Raw genomic sequence first — 18,205 nt, forward strand, 5'->3', positions numbered from 1 at the left:
TTGATCAGTCAATCAAAAATAATCTGGCGCCGATTTCAGGGGAGATGTCCGTGCCGAAGGTCGGAATGGAGCCTTTGCGCCGCAAGGCGCTTGTGGATGCAGCGCTGCGGGTGATCGGCGATCACGGCTCGCTTGCCGTCACCATGTCCGATATCGCCCGCCAGGCCGGCGTGTCGCCAGCCCTTGCGCATCACTACTTCGGCAGCAAGGAGCAATTGCTGATCGAGACGATCCGCTCGCTTCTCCGACAATTGCGCAGCGATACGGTGGCGGCGCTGAGGGCGGCCAAAACGCCGCGCGCCCGGCTTTCCGCCGTCATCCGCATCAGCTTCCACGCCGACCAGTTTGCGCCCGACACGATTGCCGCCTGGCTTGCCTTTTACGCCGAGGCGCAGCGCTCGGAAGAGACGCGGCGCTTCCTGGTGATCTATGCCAGCCGGCTGCGCTCGAACCTGCTTGCCGATCTGAAAAGGCTCGTGCCCGCTGACGCCGCAGAACGCATCGCCGAGGGCGCTGCGGCGATGATCGACGGGCTCTACATCAGGCAAAGTCTGAAATCCGCGCCGATCGGCATCGAAGCCTCGATCGCGCTGACGGAGGATTATCTGAATGCGCTTCTGGCCAGCGTCTCCCCTTCTCCCCAGCGGGTGAAGGCCGAGACTGCCGCCCCCTCATCCGGCCCCACGGGCCACTCCGGGGTCGAGCCACTCGTCTCAACCCGTCCCTTGGACCCCCCAGGGGAAAGGGGAAAACCACATCGCACCACCCAAGGACAAATGACATGAAAGCCCAACCGAAAGCCTCGCACTTCATCGACGGCGAATATGTCGAGGATGCCGACGGCACCGTCATCGAGAGCCTCTACCCGGCCACCGGCGAGGTGATCGCCCGGCTGCACGCGGCAACGCCTGCGATCGTCGAGAAGGCGATTGCGGCCGCCAAACGCGCCCAGCCGGAATGGGCGGCGATGAGCCCGATGGCGCGCGGGCGCATTCTCAAACGCGCCGCCGACATCATGCGCGAGAAAAACCGGGCGCTGTCGGAACTGGAAACGCTCGATACCGGCAAGCCGATCCAGGAGACTGTTGTCGCCGACCCGACGTCGGGCGCCGATGCCTTCGAATTCTTCGGCGGCGTTGCGCCGGCCGGGCTCAACGGTTCGCACATCCCGCTCGGCCAGGATTTTGCCTATACCAAACGCGTGGCGCTTGGCGTCTGCGTCGGCATCGGCGCCTGGAACTATCCGCAACAGATTGCCTGCTGGAAAGCGGCTCCGGCGCTGATCTGCGGCAATGCCATGGTGTTCAAGCCGTCTGAGAATACCCCGCTTGGCGCTTTGAAGATTGCCGAGATCCTGCATGAGGCGGGGCTGCCGAAGGGACTCTTCAACGTCATCCAGGGGGACCGCGATACCGGGCCGCTGCTCGTCAACCACCCCGATGTCGCCAAGGTGTCGCTGACCGGCTCGGTGCCGACCGGGCGCCGGGTGGCGGCGGCAGCGGCTGGCAACCTCAAGCATGTGACGATGGAACTCGGCGGCAAGTCGCCGCTGATCGTTTTCGACGACGCCGATCTCGATTCGGCGGTCGGCGGCGCGATGCTCGGCAATTTTTATTCCACAGGCCAGGTCTGCTCGAACGGCACGCGCGTCTTCGTGCAGAAGGCTGTCAAGACCGAATTCCTGAAGCGGCTGAAGGCGCGCACCGAGGCGATGCTGATCGGCGATCCGATGGACGAGGCGACGCAGGTCGGGCCGATGGTCTCCTGGGCGCAGCGCGAGAAGGTGATCTCCTACATCGAGAAGGGCAAGGCCGAGGGCGCGACACTGATTGCCGGCGGCGGCATTCCGAACAATGTCTCCGGCGAAGGTTATTACGTGCAGCCGACGGTGTTTGCCGATGTCACCGACGAGATGAGCATCGCCCGCGAGGAGATCTTCGGGCCTGTGATGTCGGTGCTCGATTTCGACGATGAGGACGAGGTGATCGCGCGCGCCAATGCCAGCGAATTCGGCCTCTCCGGCGGCGTCTTCACCGCCGACCTCACCCGCGCCCACCGCGTCGTCGACCGGCTGGAGGCCGGCACGCTGTGGATCAACACCTATAATCTCTGCCCGGTGGAAATACCCTTCGGCGGCTCGAAACAATCCGGCTTCGGCCGGGAGAATTCGCTGGCCGCGCTGGAGCATTATTCCGAGCTGAAGACGGTTTACGTCGGCATGGGGCCGGTGGTGGCGCCTTATTAAATTGAAAAACATGCCCTGCATTTGCCCCTCACCCTAACCCTCTCCCCGCTCGCGGGGAGAGGGGACGTGCCCAAAGCAGCGTCGAGGCTGAGGAAGGCGGTGCGGCATATCCCCTTCGCCCCGTTTATGGGGAGAAGGTGCCGGCAGGCGGATGAGGGGCAGGCTCTGGGAAAAACAAGAAGCAGCCGGATGACGGCAGCTCGAGGGAAGACAAAACCATGCAAGCAGATTTCGTTATCATCGGCTCCGGCTCGGCAGGTTCCGCCCTTGCCTATCGCCTCTCCGAGGACGGTAAGAATAGCGTCCTTGTCATCGAGGCGGGCGGAAGCGATTTCGGGCCGTTCATCCAGATGCCGGCGGCGCTTGCCTGGCCGATGAGCATGAAGCGCTACAATTGGGGTTATCTGTCCGAGCCGGAGCCAAACCTCAACAACCGGCGCATCACCGCGCCGCGCGGCAAGGTGATCGGCGGCTCTTCCTCGATCAATGGCATGGTCTATGTGCGCGGCCATGCCGAGGACTACAACCGCTGGGAGGAGCTCGGCGCCAGCGGCTGGGCCTATGCCGATGTTCTACCTTATTTCAAGCGGATGGAGCATTCGCATGGCGGCGAGGAAGGTTGGCGCGGCAGCGACGGGCCACTGCATGTCCAGCGCGGCGGCTTCACCAATCCGCTGTTCCACGCCTTTATCGAGTCCGGCAAACAGGCGGGCTTCGAGACGACCGAAGATTATAACGGCAGCAAGCAGGAAGGGTTTGGGCTGATGGAGCAGACCATCTTTTCCGGCCGCCGATGGTCTGCCGCCAATGCCTATCTGAAACCGGCGCTGAAGCGGAAAAATGTCGGGATCGTCTACGGGCTGGCGCGCAGGATCGTGATCGAGGACGGGCGGGCGACCGGCGTCGAGATCGAGCGCAACGGCAGGATCGAGGTGATCAAGGCCAATCGCGAGGTGATCGTCTCGGCCTCCTCGTTCAATTCGCCGAAGCTCTTGATGCTGTCGGGCATCGGTCCCGGCGGCCATCTCCAAGACATGGGGATCGAGGTGAAGGCCGACCGGCCGGGCGTCGGCGCCAATTTGCAGGACCATATGGAATTCTACTTCCAGCAGGTGAGCACCAAGCCGGTGTCGCTCTATTCCTGGCTGCCCTGGTTCTGGCAGGGGGTGGCGGGTGCGCAATGGCTGCTGTCCAAGGGCGGGCTCGGCGCCTCCAACCAGTTCGAGGCCTGCGCCTTCCTGCGCTCCGCACCCGGGCTAAAGCAGCCCGATATCCAGTATCATTTCCTGCCGGTGGCGATCAGCTACGACGGCAAGGCGGCGGCCAAAAGCCATGGCTTCCAGGTGCATGTCGGCTACAATCTATCGAAATCGCGCGGGAGCGTGAGCTTACGCTCCGCCGATCCCAAGGCCGACCCGGTGCTGCGCTTCAACTATATGAGCCATGCCGAGGACTGGGAGAAATTCCGCCACTGCGTGCGCCTCACCCGCGAACTCTTCGGGCAAGCGGCCTTCAACGACTATCGCGGCCCGGAGATCCAGCCCGGAGAAGGCGTGCAGAGCGACGAAGAGATCGACGCCTTCCTGCGCGAACACCTGGAAAGCGCCTATCACCCCTGCGGCACCTGCAAGATGGGCGCCAAGGACGACCCGATGGCGGTGGTCGATCCGCAGACCCGGGTGATCGGCATCGAGGCCTTGCGCGTCGCCGACAGCTCGATCTTCCCGCACGTCACCTACGGCAACCTGAACGGCCCGTCGATCATGACCGGCGAAAAGGCCGCCGACCATATCCTCGGCAAACAGCCGCTGGCGCGCTCGAACCAGGAACCCTGGGTCAATCCAAGGGCGGCGGTGAGCGATCGATAAGAAGCGAGCCGTCCGACGTTACTTTGTCCGTCTATGCAGGTACCGAAAGGCTTCGACGGACGCGGAAAAAGCCAGCGACCGAGGCGTTCGTCAGCAAGATCGCCGCACGGCCCAACCCGTCTGACGTGAGGCGCGATGTCTGCGATATCGCAACCATGAATCAGAGGGCTGTGGTTTGTCTTTTAAAGCAAGGAGACAAGGGCCCTCAACGCTGGTCGAGAGCCCCGATCACTCAGGCCGTGCGGTACGATGCGAGCCAATGTGCGTAAGGGGCAGGCAATGTCCAGGACGGACGCTCGACACCGAGCTTGCGCGCGGCTTCGTAGGGCCAATGCGGATTGGCGAGCATCGCTTTGCCGATCATAACCAGGTCAAGCTGCCCGCTTCGGATGAGTTCGTCCGCTTGCTCCGGCTGAGTGATGTTCCAACTTGCGGCACCGGGGAGGCCAGTGGCCTTGCGGACTTGATCGGCGTAAGGCGCGATGAACCCTGGACCCCAGGGAATATTGGCGGCTGGGGTTGAGAAGCCGAGGCTGACGTCGATGAAGTCGAGGCCTGCCTTCTTGAATTTTCCGACGAGATCGATCGCGTCCCGCAGGGTTTCCTGGTCGCGACCGTCAAACTCGATGACGCCGAAGCGAGCCGTCAGCGGACGATCCTCGGGCCAGATCTCACGAACGGCCGCCAGCGTCTCCAAGAGGAAGCGTCCGCGGTTATCGGCGCTGCCGCCATACTCGTCGTCACGCTGGTTTGAATGCGACGAGAAGAAGCTTTGGCCGAGGTAGCCATGCGCAAAATGCAGCACGAGCCAGCGGAATCCGATGTCGCGCGCGCGGATCGCCGCAGCGACGAAGTCGCCACGGACGCGATCGATGTCGGCCTTGGTCATGGCGCGCGGCACCTTCTTTAGGCCGCCGCCGAACGCGAGGGCGGACGGTGCGATGGTTTCCCAGCCGCGCGGGTCGCTATCGGCGATATGATCGTCGCCTTCCCACGGGCGGTTTGCACTGGCCTTGCGGCCGGCGTGGCCGATCTGGATTCCCGCGACCGCGCCGGCTTTTTCGATGCCGGCGACGATCGGCGCAAAGGCCTCTGCCTGGTCATCATTCCAAAGACCGGTGCAGCCCGGCGTGATCCGCCCCTCCGGAGAGACGGCGGTGGCTTCGACGTTGACGAGGCCAGCGCCGCCGCGCGCCAAGCTTGTGAGATGGACGCTGTGCCAGTCGTTCGGAACGCCATCCGTTGCGGAATACTGGCACATAGGGGATACCGCGATGCGGTTTCGGAGGATGACGCCTTTCAGCGTGAATTGGTCGAACAAGCTGGGCAATGGAATCTCCTTAAAACGAATATCAATCAACCGCACGGATCTGCCGACGCCGCTGGCGTACGGGTTAATCCGTGCGCTTGATCCTTCGGGTGTCTAGACGGCGCGGTAACGGGGCGCAGGTTCACCGGTCTGCGTCGCTGCGAACAGTGTGGATCGGGCTTCGTCGAACTTGTCCCAGAGAGTGGCGTCGGCAACGGATGGCAGCGTGATGTCTTCGCCCTTGTCGAACCCGGCCAGGGCTGCATCGACCAAGTTTTCGGATGTCATGACGGTCGCCTGGTTGAGCGATGCCAGCGGCACGCCCGACAAATCCCAGAGTTCGGTCGCCGTGGCCGCCGGCATGACGAGTTGCAGGCGGACATTGGTCTCAGCCAGTTCCTGCTGCAGACCGCGGCTGAAGTTCATCACATAGCCCTTGGTGCCGCTATAGATCGCGCTGATCGGCAGGGCATGAAAGGACAGGACCGAAGCGACGTTGATGATCGCGCCGTGGTTGCGGCTGAGGAATGCAGGCAGAATGGCGTGTGTCAGCCGCGTGAGCGCAGTGACGTTGAGTGCGATCATCGCGGCCGCGTCTTCCTCAGCGGTCTTGGCGACCGGAGCCAAGGTCGAGTTGCCGGCGTTGTTGACGAGGAGCGTGATCGCTGAATTTTCTTTCAGCAGCTTTTCGACGCGGGTGACGTCGGCGTCTCTCGTCAGGTCGGCTTCCACGACCTCGACTTTCGTGCCGTGGGCAGCGCCGAGCTTGTCCGAGAGCGCCTTCAGACGATCGGCCCGCCGGGCGACGAGGATGAGGTCATACCCCTTTTCGGCGAGACGCGCGGCGTAGATGGCGCCGATGCCAGCGGAGGCGCCGGTGACGAGGGCGACGGGCTTGAGCGATGATGCAGACATGTCAAAATCCTATTTGGTTGAGTGCTCAAGTTTACGTATGGTCGCGACGTCCTCTTGTCAATGGATGAGCCCTCAACTATTTTACTAGGATGGGCAAGAAACTTTCGATTGGCGATCCAGGGGAGGAGTTGCGCGCGGGCAGGCTGAGCCCGCCGGAGCTCCTGGCCGAACTCGTGTGCACAAACACCGCCCTTCGACGCGCGTCACGGCGGTTGGGGCAGATTTATGATGACGCGGTGGCGCCAACCGGCCTGAAGGCCACTCAAGTCGGACTTCTGACCCAGATAGCAGCGTCGCACGAGGGCAGCCATGGATGGCCAACCTTGCTATCGCTCGCCGAGCGCGTTGCCGTCAGCATTTCCGCTTTGACCCACGCACTTCGCCCGCTCGTCCGGGACGGACTGATCGAACTCATGCCGGACGAACATGATGGCCGCACGAAGCACGCAATGCTGACGACGCTTGGCGAGCAACGCCTGCACGAAGCATTGGCCCTATGGGCTGATGCCAATCAGCGCGTCGAGGTGGTGCTGGGTCCTTCCGCTTCTGCGCTTCGCGCGCTGGCCGATGACGTCGCCTCTCCGGAGTTCCTGGAAGCTTATGAGGCGCGGCGCGTGCTGAGAGGCTGATCGTGGGATGGGCGCGGCAGAGGATTCGGGCGATGAATTCGAACAAGCATTTTGAACCCGCAGTGCCTCGGACGGGCGCGTCGCCGACAGCTCGCTAATGCCTTAAAGAAACCCGATCCACCGTCCGGCGATCACGGCGGCAATCCAGATGGCGGCAGACAGGGCGGCGGAGAAGCGCAGGTCAGGCCGGACGATGCCGAGGGAAAGCACCATTTTCCACCCTTGCCCGAGATGCACAATCGACAGGTTGAGAATGCCGAGGGCAATCAGCCCGAGCTTGGTAAGGAAGGCGGGATTGCCGGCATATTCGACTGCCCGGACGCTGAAGAGGCAGAAGCCGGTTAGAATAGCCGCGGCAAGGCCGACGCCGGCGGAGCGTGACAGAAACGGCGCGACGATCTCAACCGGCACCTTGCGGAAGAAGCCGGCGAGCCTCAGATCGAGCGGCAGGATGGCGCCGAGCAAGAGGCCGATCGCCAGGATATGGGCTGCGTTGACGAACATGTAGAGTGTTCCGGAGCGCCGGAGCGCGACCGCGGGAGTCGTCGCCGACAGCCATTCGAGAATGTCGATCACAGCTCAGTTCGCCCAGAGGTCAGTTCGTCTTGATGCGGTCGGGATAGATATCGTGGCGCTTCTCGCCGATGGTGAGACGCACCGCCTTCAGCCGCTTCTCTTTTCGATCCTGCGAACGGTTTCCAAGGACCACCACCTGGTCGCCGGGCTTGGCCACGCCTTCGACGAAACCGGAGCGTTCCGTCTGGCGCGGATTGCCGAGTTCGACGAGCCAGACGCCGTCATCGGCGGTGGCAATATCGAGCGTTGGATGCGGCCCGCCCATGGAGATCTTCTCGATGGTGCCGCGCAGTTCAATCTGGTCCGCCTCGGCCCAGGACCAGCCGTGATGGGCAATTGCACTGGTGGCAAAAGCCATAGACAGCATGGCCGCAGCCGCTATCCGCCGTGCTGAAATTATAGACATGATATCCTCCCTACCGCATGGGCAGGCAGGTGGAGCATCGCGGGGCGAAGAAAAGGTATTTCACCAAATCTTGAAGAAGGCGACCCCGTCGCCGGTTTTGGAGAAGCCGCTCAGGCGAGCAACCGGGTGACTTCGGCGGTGCGCGCCGGCTGGGCGGCGTCGGCGATGGTCGTCGAAAACAGCACCTTGCGGGTGGCGTCGGCCACCTTGGCGAAGACGTGGCGGATCTGGCAGTTCTGCTCGCCGTCGCAATCGTCGCACTTTCGATAGGCGGTGATCGACAGGCAAGGAAGCGGCGCGAGTGGACCGTCGACGATGCGCAGGATCTCGCCGAAGGTGATGGTATGGGCGGGCTTCAACAGGAGATAACCGCCCTGCTTGCCGCGCCGGCTGACGACGATGCCGTGATGTTTCAGGTCGAGCAGGATCTGCTCGAGGAACTTCTTCGGGATCTTCTGCTGCGCGGCGATGTCGGAAATCATCACCGGTTCGTCGGCATCGGCATCAGCCAAGACCGTCAGCGCCCGCAGCGCATATTTCGCCTTTTGCGTAATCATCTCAGACCATCGACACACACAGGCGGCGCGAATCTTCGCACCGCTACGGAAGTACCTTCGCCTCTATGGCACAGCCAGCATGAACGGAATTTGAACGCGCCGAGAAAACCCTTGAGGAACAAGCGCTTTGACCTTGTTTTTTATTCTTGGCCTAGCGCCCTTAATTTATGCCAAAACCGCGCCTTCTGCATCATTTTCGGCATCACTTCAGATTTCCGGTTGACAGGCGGCGTGTAATAACACTACCATTTCTATAGACATTAAGCTGCCTGTGTGGATTTCATCCGCAGGCGGCTGCTTTTCTGCATCGCGGCAGCTTCGGAGAGATATTTGCTCCTGTGGCCGCAGCTTTCGAAATCCCTTTTTCTGTCCGATCCATGCTCAAGCTGCGATACTCCGGTCAACAAAGGACAGGATTCCATGACTGTTAACAATCCGATTGCTGAAGCCGAGGCGCTCAACGACACGCTGGCGGGTCTCGACCTCGCCGGACGTCTGTCGCTGGTCTCCGGCCTTGGCGGCCGCGTGGTGTTCACCACCTCGCTCGGCATCGAGGACCAGGTGATTACCGCCGAGATCGGCACACACCGCCTGCCGATCGATGTCGCGACGCTGCAGACCGGCCGGCTGTTTGCCGAGACGCTGTCGCTGATTGCAGAGACGGAAAGCCAGTACGACATTCAGATCCGCCGCTTCGAGCCGGAAAAGGTCGATCTCGACGCCTATGCGGCGCAATACGGCCTCAACGGTTTCTACGAGAGCGTCGAGGCCCGGCATGCCTGCTGCGGCGTGCGCAAGCTGAAGCCGCTGGCCCGTGCGCTGGAAGGTGCCGCGATCTGGATCACCGGCCTGCGCCGCGGCCAATCGGCCAACCGCGCCGAAACGCCGTTTGCCGAATACGACGCCGAACGCCACCTCTTGAAGGTCAATCCGCTCGCCGATTGGGACCTGGAGGCGATCAAGGCCTTCGTGTCCGACAACGGCGTGCCGGTCAATCCGCTGCATCAGCGTGGCTATCCCTCGATCGGCTGCGAGCCCTGCACGCGGGCAATCAAGCCCGGCGAGCCGGAACGCGCCGGCCGCTGGTGGTGGGAGCAGGACGAGACGCGCGAATGCGGCCTGCATGTCGCCGAAGAAGCCGCCGTCATCGCCGCACAATAATCAACTTCACGGCTTACCGAACGAGGGCGCGGCCACCGCCGCAGCCTTGGAGAAGCCAGCATCAGGAACTGCTTTGCGGCACACCGCAAAGGATCGACAGTCTGGAGTAAAACATGCCCGATAACCGTCCGGATACGGAACTCAGCAATCCCCAGAGCGCCAAGGCGCCACTCGACCCGCATCTGAAGGCGCTGGAAAACGAATCCATCCACATCTTCCGCGAGGTTGCCGCCGAATTCGAGCGTCCCGTCATGCTCTATTCGATCGGCAAGGATTCGTCGGTGCTGCTGCACCTGGCGCGTAAAGCCTTTTATCCCGGCCGTGTGCCCTTCCCGCTCTTGCATGTGAACACCGGCTGGAAATTCCGGGAGATGATCGCGTTCCGCGACGCGACCGCTAAGAAGTACGATCTCGATCTGATCGAGCACATCAATCCGCGCGGTGCGGCCGAAAACATCACGCCGTTCACCCACGGTTCGGCCGCCTTCACCGACATCATGAAGACCGAGGGACTGCGCCAGGCGCTCGATGCCGGCCAGTTCGATGCGGCTTTCGGCGGCGCGCGGCGCGATGAGGAAGCCAGCCGCGCCAAGGAGCGAATCTATTCCTTCCGCACCCCCGACCATCGCTGGGATCCGCGCAACCAGCGGCCGGAACTGTGGAACGTCTATAACGGCATGATCCGCAAGGGTGAGAGCGTGCGCGCCTTCCCGCTGTCGAATTGGACGGAAGTCGATATCTGGCGCTACATCCAGGCCGAGGACATTCCGCTGGTGCCGCTCTATTACGCCAAGACGCGGCCGTTCGTGGAACGCGACGGCATGATGATCCTGGCCGAGGATCCGCGTTTGGAATTGCTGCCCGGCGAAGTCCGCCAGGAAGGCATGATCCGCTTCCGTACCCTCGGCGACTTCCCGCTGACCGGCGCCATCCGCTCACAGGCAACCACCCTTGAAGAGGTGATTGCCGAACTCGAAATCGCAACGGTGTCCGAACGCCAGGGCCGCGCCATCGACCGCGACCAGTCCGGCTCCATGGAAAAGAAGAAGCGTGAAGGATATTTCTGAGATGACCGCAGCCCAAACCGCCGTCTCGGCCGCCACCGTCGTCAGCCTGCCCGCCGCCGAGCCGCTAAAGGCCCAGCGCGACACGCGCCCGCTGCGGCTGATTACCTGCGGCAGTGTCGATGACGGCAAGTCGACCCTGATCGGCCGCCTGCTCTGGGACACCAAGGCGGTCAAGGAAGACCAGGCCGCCACGCTGCAGCGCGATTCCACCGGCAAGCAGAACGATCTCGGCCTGCCCGACTTCGCGCTGCTGCTCGACGGCCTGCAGGCCGAGCGCGAACAGGGCATCACCATCGATGTCGCCTATCGCTATTTCTCGACCGACAAGCGCTCCTTCATCGTCGCCGACACGCCCGGCCACGAGCAATATACCCGCAACATGGCGACCGGCGCCTCGACTGCCGATCTCGCCATCTTGCTGGTCGATGCGCGTTTCGGCATTCTGGAACAGACGCGCCGTCACGCGACGATCGCCTCGCTGCTCGGGATCAAGCAGTTCGTACTTGCGGTCAACAAGATCGACCTGACGGGCTACGATCGGGCCGGCTTCGACAAGATCACTCATGAATTCCGGGAATTTGCGCTGTCGCTCGGCGTCAAGCAGATCACCGCCATTCCAATGTCGGCGCTGAAGGGCGAAAACGTCGTCTATTCCGGCCAGGCGGCCATGCCCTGGTACAGCGGCCCGACGCTGGTGGAGACGCTGGAGCTTGCCACCGTGCGTTCGTCGCAGACGGTTGGCTTCCGCCTTTCGGTCCAGCGCGTCTCGCGTCCGGGCGAAAGCTTCCGCGGCTATCAGGGCACGGTTGCCGGCGGCTCGGTCAAACCTGGCGACAGCGTCATGATCCTGCCGTCCGGCATGGTCGCCAATGTCTCCAAGATCGTCACCTTCGATCTCGTCCGCAACGCGGCCGTTGCCGGCGACGCGATCACGCTGGTGCTCGACCGCCAGGTCGACGTTGCGCGCGGCGACATGATCGTCTCGATCGACGCCCAGCCGCAGGTCGGCCTTGCCTTCGACGCGCAGATCGTCGCTCTGCAGCCGGAGGGCATCGAGCCTGGAAAACGCTACTGGCTGAAGAGCGGTTCGCGCCGCCAGCGCGTTCAGGTGCAGCCGCTCAGCCAGCTCGAGCTGAAGACCGGCAGCTGGACTGCAGCCCAGCGGCTCTACATGAACGCCATCGGCAAAGTCCGGCTTGTCTTCGACGAAGCAGCGATCTTCGACCCCTATGAGCAGAACCGGCTGTCCGGCTCGTTCATCCTGATCGATCCGGAGACCAACAACACGGTCGCCGGCGGCATGGTGACGGGCAAGCGCACCGAACTCGGCGGCCTGCACAATGGTGAAGGCCGCGTCATCCTTTCGCTCCCTGCCGATCTTGCCGAACAGATCATGGCCAGCGAACTCTTTGCCAGCCGCAGCCACGAGGCCGAGGTGCGGCGCATGACGGCAGCCGAAGCTGCCGATCTCTGGTCGAGTGCTGCAAGCGATATCTGATAGGGATTGAGGGGCCGGGCTGCCCCTCATCCGCCTGCCGGCACCTTCTCCCCGTTCGGGGCGAAGGGGAATAGCTGCGACCTCTCAGTTTCCCGCTAACGTCTCGCGTGGCACGTCCCCTCGCGCCGTTTACGGGGAGAGGGTTAGGGTGAGGGGCAGCCATCACCTCGGCAGATACTGTTGGAAACCTACCGCGTCGAGCCGCGCGGGATGATCGTAAAGCCGACATCGGCCTTGTCTTCACCAGCGGGCTCGTCGCGGACGGCGTGCAGCAGCATGTCGGCGGCGCGGTAGCCGATATCGTAGCGCGGGATGTGCACCGTCGTCAGCGACGGCTCGGTGAAGGCAGAGAATTCCAGATCGTTGAAGCCGCAGATGCCGACATCCTCCGGCACGCGGATACCGCGCGCTTTGCATTCGATGAGGACGCCAAGTGCCATTTCGTCGCTCTGGGCATAGACCGCATCGATATCCGGCACGCGCTGCAACAGGCTGGAGAACAACTCCCTGCCGAGGCCGGTGCGGCTTGGCGCATCGCCGCCGATGATCAGATCGGGGTCGAAACGGCCGGCTTCCCGCATCGCAGCCTCATAACCTTCGATACGGCGGCGCGAGCGGACATCCGCGCCGCGGCCCATGAAAGCGATCCTGTTATAGCCCCTCGACAGCAGGAAACGGGTGGGTCCGGCGCCGGCCGCATAATGATCGAGACCGACGACCAGCGTTTGCGGCTCCTGGCTGAGGTCGGCGATATGGGCGATCGGACAGGCCGCACGCTCGATCAGCGGCAGAAGATCACGATAGGATTCGGCGCCGGCGATGATGACGCCGGCCGGCTTCTGCGTCAGGAAGGATTTCAGCAGGCCAGCCTCCCCCTCGACATGGCGCAGCGTATTGGAATATTGCACGGTGAATTCGGTGTCGCGGAAGCGGTCCTCGATACCGATCATCAGGTCGGTGAAGCCGTATTGGTGCAAGGCGGGCGTGATGACGCCGACGGTGCCGTTGTGGCGGCCGGCCAAGGCGCGAGCCGCAAGATTGGGGATATAGCCCATCTCGCCGACCGTGCGCAGGACCACCTCGCGCAGATCCTCCGAGACGATCTGGGGATTGCGAAGCGCACGCGAGATGGTGATCGGGCTGACGCCCACCTTCTTCGCCACATCGCTCAACGTCACATGCACACCGCGCTTGCCGTTGCGCCCCTGCCCTGCTGCCTTGCTCATCGCCCCTCATATGCCACCGCGAAACCCGCCGATTCGCAGTCTTTACTTTCTGAAGAAGAAATAATTTAGAGTCTACTAACATTTTATATTCGCAACAGGTTTCGGAACGACAATTTCCAGAAACAGCAGCGTGATCGTCTGCCGGCAAAATTACGGGCGCACGCGATGATCGGATCACCGCCTCCGGGAATAAGTCCGTTTATTTTCGAATGAAATCGCTGCGGAGAACGCGCTGCGAAGCCAAACCTCGGCGGGACGTTCCGGCGTGCGGCACCCGGTCCAAAAATCTTCGGCGCGAAGATTAAACTCCAGTAATATCTTACAAATCGGCAATATAAACATGATCAATATTTAATTTGTAAATCCGCCGGCCGCGATCATATGAATCTCGAGCGCCAATTCTTCCATTCGCCCGGTCGCCACTCCAACGACTGCGATGAGAAGCATTGGCGCCAAATGCCATCCGACGCCAGGTCCCAAGACATAAACTACGACGCCATGGAACCCCGACGCCATTCAAAGCCAACACTCTCGCAAGGGACCATCACCATGTCACACATCTTGAGCAAACATCGCGCTGCAGCGCTGGTCGGGGCTGCGATCATCGCCGGCGCGGCCTGCCTTCCCTTCACCATCAACGCGCCCAACGCCGTTGCCGCACCAGCTGATAGCGGCGGCGTTCTCGCTGCGAGCGGCTCCTTCGCGTCCATCGTCGATGCCGACAAGCCTGCCGTCGTCACCATCACCACGACAATGAAGGCGACCGATGTCAGCGCCGACCAGCAGGGCTTGCCGATGGACGAGCAGTTCCGCCAGTTCTTCGAGGATCAGGGCATCCCGCTGCCGCGCCAGGCACCGAAAAACCACCCTGCGCAGCAGGCGATGGCGCTCGGCTCCGGCTTCATCATCAGCCCGGACGGCGTTGTTGTCACCAACAACCATGTCATCGACAATGCCGTCGACATCAAGGTAACGCTTGATGACGGCACGGAACTGCCGGCCAAACTGATCGGCACCGACCCGAAATCCGATGTCGCCGTCGTGAAGATAGAGGCGCCCAAACCGCTGCAGACCATTGCCTGGGGCGATTCCGACCGGTTGAAGCTCGGCGACCAGATCCTGGCGATCGGCAACCCTTTTGGCATCGGCACCACGGTGACGGCGGGTATCGTCTCGGCGCGCGGTCGCGACCTGCACAGCGGGCCTTATGACGACTTCATCCAGATCGACGCGCCGATCAACCATGGCAACTCAGGCGGACCGCTCGTCGATCGCAGCGGCAATGTCGTCGGTATCAACACCGCGATCTATTCGCCGAACGGCGGCAGTGTCGGCGTCGGCTTCGCCATTCCTTCCGACGAGGCCAAGGCGATCGTCGCCAAGCTGCAGAAGAACGGTTCAATCGATCACGGCTATCTCGGCGTGCAGATCCAGCCGGTGACGAAAGACGTCGCCGATGCCGTCGGCCTCGACAAAACAGGCGGGGCGCTGGTTGCCGCCGTCACCGCCGATACACCGGCGGCGCAGGCCGGCGTCAAGCCGGGCGATATCATCACATCGGTCGGCGGCGACAGCGTCAAGACGCCGAAGGATCTGTCGCGGCTGGTGGCCGACCTTTCGCCGGGCGCCAAAAAATCGCTCAGGGTCTGGCGTGACGGCAAGGTGATCAATCTTAACGTCACCGTCGGCGGCAATGAGGATGGCCAGAAACAGGCGGCCGCCGAAAGCTTGGACAGCAAGGGCGAGGCCAGCGGCCAGCCGAGCCTCGGCATCGGCCTTGCCGACCTGACGCCCGACATGCGCCAGCAGCTCAACCTGCCGCGCTCCATCAGCGGCGCAGTGGTCGCCAGCGTCAACCCGGACAAGTCGGCCGCTGCGGCTGGCATCCAATCGGGCGATGTCATCGTCTCCGTCAACGACCGGCCGGTTCACAACACCCGCGATGCCAAGACGGCGATTGCCGAGGCCGGCAACGCCGGCCGCAAATCGGTGCTGCTGCTCGTCGAACGCGACGGTAACAAGACCTTCGTCGCCGTGCCATTCAACGCGGCTTGAGAGCCGCTTCTGGTAACAAGACCTTCGTCGCCGTGCCATTCAGCGCGGCCTGACGGCTCGAATCCAAAAGAAAAGCCTGCTTGCAGCGGGCTTTTCGGCCGGCCGGAGCGAATGCACCTGGAACCGGCCTCCCCGGTTTGTCGGCTGTTTGTCGCATCGGATCGGCCGCGCCCTTTTATCTGACCGCACTTCATCGCCGGCCGCCATTGATAACGCCGTGGCCAGACCCATTTGGAGGCATGAGGAGCGCATCATGCATTCAACGGTGAAGCGATCCTCGGATTTTCGCTGATCGCTGGAAGGCGCCGCGCGGCGGCGAACCGAAACGGCCGTCGTGCTGCTGCCGGATGAGACAAGGGGGAAGCAAAGCATATGGTTTCCACACGATACCGCCGGCAAGACCTGAAGCTCGCCCGTTGTCATATCGTGGAGGCTGCGCACCGCATCGCCAGTCAGGAAATGTTGATCAGGAAACTGGAGCTCAAAGGCAGCCCCGTCGGACCGGCCTACGAGCTATTGGACAGGCTCTACGACAATCACCGACGACAATTCGACCGCCTGAAGCTGATCGAAGCGATGCTGCGGGAAAGCATGGTCCTTCCCCTTCACCCGGCCCGCCATCAGCCCGGCAAGACCACCGCGCATCTGCGCCTGGTTTCTCCTGCCGCAGCAAACCGGGAGAACCCGGATCGCGATTGACATGGTATCGCGGAGGCAAGTGGTTTATGGTGCCTCCTTCTGACCTGCCGCGCCGCATCCTCGATTCGTAGGGCGGCGTTGCTGCACGCTATATGGAACTCCAGACAGACACGGCTAAACGCTGTCCGACACCAGCCTTCCCATAGGGGCGCGGATTGCTTGATGCTTTTTACCAACGCGGCTTGCTGAACCAGCATCGCGTTTAATGGCACGCGACCACCGATAGGAAAAACGATGAACCACGCACCCGAGAACGACGCGCTTTTCAACATCACCGGCCACTTCGTACAGGAGTTGAAGGCCGTTCTTCAAAGCGAGAGCATCGTCGAAGGCTCCGACTACGAAAACAGCGCGTTTGACGAAAAACGACGGGCGGAAGGACTGCACCTGTTGCGCTTCCACAAGACCGGCACCGCAGCTCAGGCAACCCAGATCTGGGAAAAACATATGACGGCCCGGTCTCATCGCTAATCCGGAACGAAGCCCATCCGGCTGACGTTGATGTGATACCGGCTCTCTAAACCTGCTGAGACGATGCAGCTGGCGCGTCCTGACGTGACGCGCCACTCAGCTCAACATTTCCATGAAAGGAAAAATCATGACCAATGACAAAACGAAAAAAGCCACCGCGACCGACGGACCCTATGACGTCATCTACTTCGCGAAGAAACACCGCATTTCCAACGAGGATGCCAAGCACATCATCGAAAAGTATGGCGCCGATCGCAAAGAGGCTGACAAGGCCGGCCGCCGCATCAGCGTCTGAACCAGGATATGGACTTGCCGGCGTGGAGCTCGAACGGCTCCCGCCTCTGCATCTTGCGATGCCATGATGCAACATCAGCGGACGAATTAACCCTACTGGCTTACCTTAATATCAGCATGCGCTTGTATACATCGGGCCCTGTGCCATCCTATCATCAGGATAGCATATCTGGTTCCTGAAGCAGCTCGCCGGAACCGTGGCCCGCCTCTTGGCAGAGAGGCCGGCTTCCATGCACAGGGGCCGAGCTCGATCATATGGAGGGTTAGCCATGAGCAACGTCTTGGAATTTCGTCCCAACTGCGCGCATGTCGACAGTCTGGCCGACTGCCGGGAAGCGCTCGAACCTGCCGTGATGAGGATCCTCAGCGAGGCGATCGGCAGGGGATATCCGCCGGCGGAAGCCGCAATGGTGGTCGCCGATATCGCCGACGACTACATCCTCATGCTGGCGCGCCAATTGCGGCGTTGATCCACTTGCAAGGCTCGCGCACCGTCGCCCGGGCGGTTGAACGGGCACCGACCGAAATCGTTGCGGTTCATCGCCGGGGAGGAGAGCGTTTCCGCGATATAAGATGAGAGAGTGGACCGCACAGCATCTGCAGGGGTAGCAGCAGTGGTACAGGAGACGAGACCTGCTGCACGGTCCGTCGGCCACAACTCCGGTCGTTAATGGAAGTTCCGCGAGTCACGGCACCGAAATAGGCCCGCGTGCGCGAACATCCGGTGGAGGGACAAGCCACAATTGTTCCCCTCATGTTCTAATCGTTAGACTGGTGTTCTTCTACCCCGGGGAAGATAGAGAACTTTATCACCGGGCCAGCAAAAACCCCGCCGAAGCGGGGTTTTCAGCGAGTCGGATGGGTCAGGAGCGTTATCGGTTACCTGGGAAGCCCGCTAGCGGGATTTCTCTCCCTCGCCTCCGGGGCTCGTTGCTCCGTTCCCTCACTCTTTGAATCATCGTCGTAACGCGGCGTGAGAAGCGACGCGGTCGCTATCGCCACCGCGGTTGCCGCGGTGGCGCATTCGCCTGGATCTCATGCAGTGGCGCGCGCGACCCGAGAAGTTTCTTCAGCTTCTTCTCCTCCGCCGGGCCGATCCCGAACTTGCGGCGATGCTCGGCGACATCATGCTCCCGTGGGCCGGGAATGCGAACTTGGCGATGGTTCATACTCTTCATGACTGTTTCCTCCTAAGAGGAAAACCAGCAGGGCGTCGTTTTGTTCGTTAG

19 protein-coding genes are annotated in these 18,205 nt (G+C 62.1%); 12 read left to right on the plus strand and 7 right to left on the minus strand.

Annotated features, from left to right (window positions below; all coding sequences use genetic code 11):
- Nucleotides 1-65: 65 nt before the first annotated feature.
- From betI to betA, 3 genes are all read left to right on the plus strand, one after another.
- Complete coding sequence (gene betI / locus RCCGE510_RS02855) at nt 66-785, plus strand: transcriptional regulator BetI (protein ID WP_037077618.1); 720 nt, start codon at nt 66-68, stop codon at nt 783-785.
- Nucleotides 782-2,245: a betaine-aldehyde dehydrogenase gene (gene betB, locus RCCGE510_RS02860; protein WP_007626978.1), complete on the plus strand. Its 1,464-nt coding sequence runs from the start codon at nt 782-784 to the stop codon at nt 2,243-2,245. Before betI ends, betB begins: the two co-directional genes overlap by 4 nt.
- 218 nt (nt 2,246-2,463) lie before the next feature.
- Nucleotides 2,464-4,113: a choline dehydrogenase gene (gene betA, locus RCCGE510_RS02865; RefSeq protein ID WP_007626980.1), complete on the plus strand. Its 1,650-nt coding sequence runs from the start codon at nt 2,464-2,466 to the stop codon at nt 4,111-4,113.
- Between the two features lie 232 nt (nt 4,114-4,345).
- Here betA and RCCGE510_RS02870 read toward each other — a convergent pair whose 3' ends face one another.
- Nucleotides 4,346-5,443 (minus strand): NADH:flavin oxidoreductase/NADH oxidase, encoded by a 1,098-nt coding sequence (locus RCCGE510_RS02870; protein ID WP_007626982.1) that lies wholly within the window; start codon nt 5,441-5,443, stop codon nt 4,346-4,348.
- Between the two features lie 93 nt (nt 5,444-5,536).
- On the minus strand, nt 5,537-6,337 hold the full coding sequence (locus RCCGE510_RS02875; protein ID WP_007626984.1) for an SDR family oxidoreductase: 801 nt from the start codon (nt 6,335-6,337) through the stop codon (nt 5,537-5,539).
- Nucleotides 6,338-6,426: 89 nt separating this feature from the next.
- Here RCCGE510_RS02875 and RCCGE510_RS02880 point away from each other — a divergent pair, with 89 nt between their 5' ends.
- Nucleotides 6,427-6,966 carry a MarR family winged helix-turn-helix transcriptional regulator gene (locus tag RCCGE510_RS02880; protein WP_007626986.1) on the plus strand — a complete coding sequence of 180 codons (540 nt, stop codon included), beginning with the start codon at nt 6,427-6,429 and terminating at the stop codon, nt 6,964-6,966.
- A gap of 102 nt (nt 6,967-7,068) precedes the next feature.
- Here the strand turns inward: RCCGE510_RS02880 and RCCGE510_RS02885 are convergent, their stop codons facing one another.
- The 3 genes from RCCGE510_RS02885 to RCCGE510_RS02895 form a co-directional block, all read right to left on the minus strand.
- Nucleotides 7,069-7,542, minus strand: coding sequence for a DUF6644 family protein (locus RCCGE510_RS02885; protein WP_007626988.1), 474 nt, complete (start codon nt 7,540-7,542; stop codon nt 7,069-7,071).
- 19 nt (nt 7,543-7,561) lie between these two features.
- The gene (locus RCCGE510_RS02890; protein ID WP_037077580.1) at nt 7,562-7,948 is read right to left on the minus strand and encodes a DUF6152 family protein; all 387 of its coding nucleotides are present in this window, start codon (nt 7,946-7,948) and stop codon (nt 7,562-7,564) included.
- 110 nt (nt 7,949-8,058) lie between these two features.
- A complete protein-coding gene (locus RCCGE510_RS02895) occupies nt 8,059-8,505 on the minus strand; it encodes an Rrf2 family transcriptional regulator (RefSeq protein ID WP_007626992.1) in 447 nt (148 codons plus the stop codon).
- 420 nt (nt 8,506-8,925) lie between these two features.
- On the opposite strand from RCCGE510_RS02895, the gene RCCGE510_RS02900 reads away from it, so the two are divergent.
- From RCCGE510_RS02900 to cysN, 3 genes are all read left to right on the plus strand, one after another.
- Nucleotides 8,926-9,666, plus strand: coding sequence for a phosphoadenylyl-sulfate reductase (locus RCCGE510_RS02900; protein WP_037077620.1), 741 nt, complete (start codon nt 8,926-8,928; stop codon nt 9,664-9,666).
- Nucleotides 9,667-9,779: 113 nt separating this feature from the next.
- Nucleotides 9,780-10,733: a sulfate adenylyltransferase subunit CysD gene (gene cysD, locus RCCGE510_RS02905; RefSeq protein ID WP_007626996.1), complete on the plus strand. Its 954-nt coding sequence runs from the start codon at nt 9,780-9,782 to the stop codon at nt 10,731-10,733.
- Between the two features lies 1 nt (nt 10,734).
- On the plus strand, nt 10,735-12,231 hold the full coding sequence (cysN, locus tag RCCGE510_RS02910; RefSeq protein ID WP_007626997.1) for a sulfate adenylyltransferase subunit CysN: 1,497 nt from the start codon (nt 10,735-10,737) through the stop codon (nt 12,229-12,231).
- 188 nt (nt 12,232-12,419) lie between these two features.
- Here cysN and RCCGE510_RS02915 read toward each other — a convergent pair whose 3' ends face one another.
- Entirely contained in the window at nt 12,420-13,457 is a 1,038-nt protein-coding gene (locus tag RCCGE510_RS02915) for a LacI family DNA-binding transcriptional regulator (protein WP_007626998.1), read from the minus strand.
- 549 nt (nt 13,458-14,006) lie between these two features.
- Between RCCGE510_RS02915 and RCCGE510_RS02920 the strand changes: the two genes are divergently transcribed.
- The 5 genes from RCCGE510_RS02920 to RCCGE510_RS02940 all read left to right on the plus strand — a co-directional run bounded on the left by RCCGE510_RS02920 (nt 14,007) and on the right by RCCGE510_RS02940 (nt 17,446).
- Nucleotides 14,007-15,512 (plus strand): DegQ family serine endoprotease, encoded by a 1,506-nt coding sequence (locus RCCGE510_RS02920; protein WP_007626999.1) that lies wholly within the window; start codon nt 14,007-14,009, stop codon nt 15,510-15,512.
- Between the two features lie 372 nt (nt 15,513-15,884).
- On the plus strand, nt 15,885-16,211 hold the full coding sequence (locus RCCGE510_RS02930; RefSeq protein ID WP_007627001.1) for a hypothetical protein: 327 nt from the start codon (nt 15,885-15,887) through the stop codon (nt 16,209-16,211).
- 234 nt (nt 16,212-16,445) lie between these two features.
- Nucleotides 16,446-16,682, plus strand: coding sequence for a hypothetical protein (locus tag RCCGE510_RS02935; protein ID WP_007627002.1), 237 nt, complete (start codon nt 16,446-16,448; stop codon nt 16,680-16,682).
- Between the two features lie 127 nt (nt 16,683-16,809).
- Entirely contained in the window at nt 16,810-16,977 is a 168-nt protein-coding gene (locus RCCGE510_RS33050; protein WP_007627003.1) for a hypothetical protein, read from the plus strand.
- A 268-nt stretch (nt 16,978-17,245) separates the two neighbouring features.
- Nucleotides 17,246-17,446 (plus strand): hypothetical protein, encoded by a 201-nt coding sequence (locus RCCGE510_RS02940; protein ID WP_007627004.1) that lies wholly within the window; start codon nt 17,246-17,248, stop codon nt 17,444-17,446.
- Nucleotides 17,447-17,968: 522 nt separating this feature from the next.
- Here RCCGE510_RS02940 and RCCGE510_RS02945 read toward each other — a convergent pair.
- Nucleotides 17,969-18,154: a hypothetical protein gene (locus tag RCCGE510_RS02945; protein ID WP_007627005.1), complete on the minus strand. Its 186-nt coding sequence runs from the start codon at nt 18,152-18,154 to the stop codon at nt 17,969-17,971.
- Nucleotides 18,155-18,205 lie beyond the last annotated feature (51 nt).

It is taken from the genome of Rhizobium sp. CCGE 510 (assembly GCF_000292525.1).
Lineage (GTDB): Bacteria > Pseudomonadota > Alphaproteobacteria > Rhizobiales > Rhizobiaceae > Rhizobium.

What these genes read in the sequence shown, in the direction of transcription:
- betI (WP_037077618.1), top strand. Translation starts at nt 66, where the DNA reads ATGGAGCCTTTGCGCCGCAAGGCGCTTGTGGATGCAGCGCTGCGGGTG.
- betB (WP_007626978.1), top strand. Translation starts at nt 782, where the DNA reads ATGAAAGCCCAACCGAAAGCCTCGCACTTCATCGACGGCGAATATGTC.
- betA (WP_007626980.1), top strand. Translation starts at nt 2,464, where the DNA reads ATGCAAGCAGATTTCGTTATCATCGGCTCCGGCTCGGCAGGTTCCGCC.
- RCCGE510_RS02875 (WP_007626984.1), bottom strand. Translation starts at nt 6,337, where the DNA reads ATGTCTGCATCATCGCTCAAGCCCGTCGCCCTCGTCACCGGCGCCTCC.
- RCCGE510_RS02880 (WP_007626986.1), top strand. Translation starts at nt 6,427, where the DNA reads ATGGGCAAGAAACTTTCGATTGGCGATCCAGGGGAGGAGTTGCGCGCG.
- RCCGE510_RS02890 (WP_037077580.1), bottom strand. Translation starts at nt 7,948, where the DNA reads ATGTCTATAATTTCAGCACGGCGGATAGCGGCTGCGGCCATGCTGTCT.
- RCCGE510_RS02895 (WP_007626992.1), bottom strand. Translation starts at nt 8,505, where the DNA reads ATGATTACGCAAAAGGCGAAATATGCGCTGCGGGCGCTGACGGTCTTG.
- RCCGE510_RS02900 (WP_037077620.1), top strand. Translation starts at nt 8,926, where the DNA reads ATGACTGTTAACAATCCGATTGCTGAAGCCGAGGCGCTCAACGACACG.
- cysD (WP_007626996.1), top strand. Translation starts at nt 9,780, where the DNA reads ATGCCCGATAACCGTCCGGATACGGAACTCAGCAATCCCCAGAGCGCC.
- cysN (WP_007626997.1), top strand. Translation starts at nt 10,735, where the DNA reads ATGACCGCAGCCCAAACCGCCGTCTCGGCCGCCACCGTCGTCAGCCTG.
- RCCGE510_RS02915 (WP_007626998.1), bottom strand. Translation starts at nt 13,457, where the DNA reads ATGAGCAAGGCAGCAGGGCAGGGGCGCAACGGCAAGCGCGGTGTGCAT.
- RCCGE510_RS02920 (WP_007626999.1), top strand. Translation starts at nt 14,007, where the DNA reads ATGTCACACATCTTGAGCAAACATCGCGCTGCAGCGCTGGTCGGGGCT.
- RCCGE510_RS02930 (WP_007627001.1), top strand. Translation starts at nt 15,885, where the DNA reads ATGGTTTCCACACGATACCGCCGGCAAGACCTGAAGCTCGCCCGTTGT.
- RCCGE510_RS02935 (WP_007627002.1), top strand. Translation starts at nt 16,446, where the DNA reads ATGAACCACGCACCCGAGAACGACGCGCTTTTCAACATCACCGGCCAC.
- RCCGE510_RS33050 (WP_007627003.1), top strand. Translation starts at nt 16,810, where the DNA reads ATGACCAATGACAAAACGAAAAAAGCCACCGCGACCGACGGACCCTAT.
- RCCGE510_RS02940 (WP_007627004.1), top strand. Translation starts at nt 17,246, where the DNA reads ATGAGCAACGTCTTGGAATTTCGTCCCAACTGCGCGCATGTCGACAGT.
- RCCGE510_RS02945 (WP_007627005.1), bottom strand. Translation starts at nt 18,154, where the DNA reads ATGAAGAGTATGAACCATCGCCAAGTTCGCATTCCCGGCCCACGGGAG.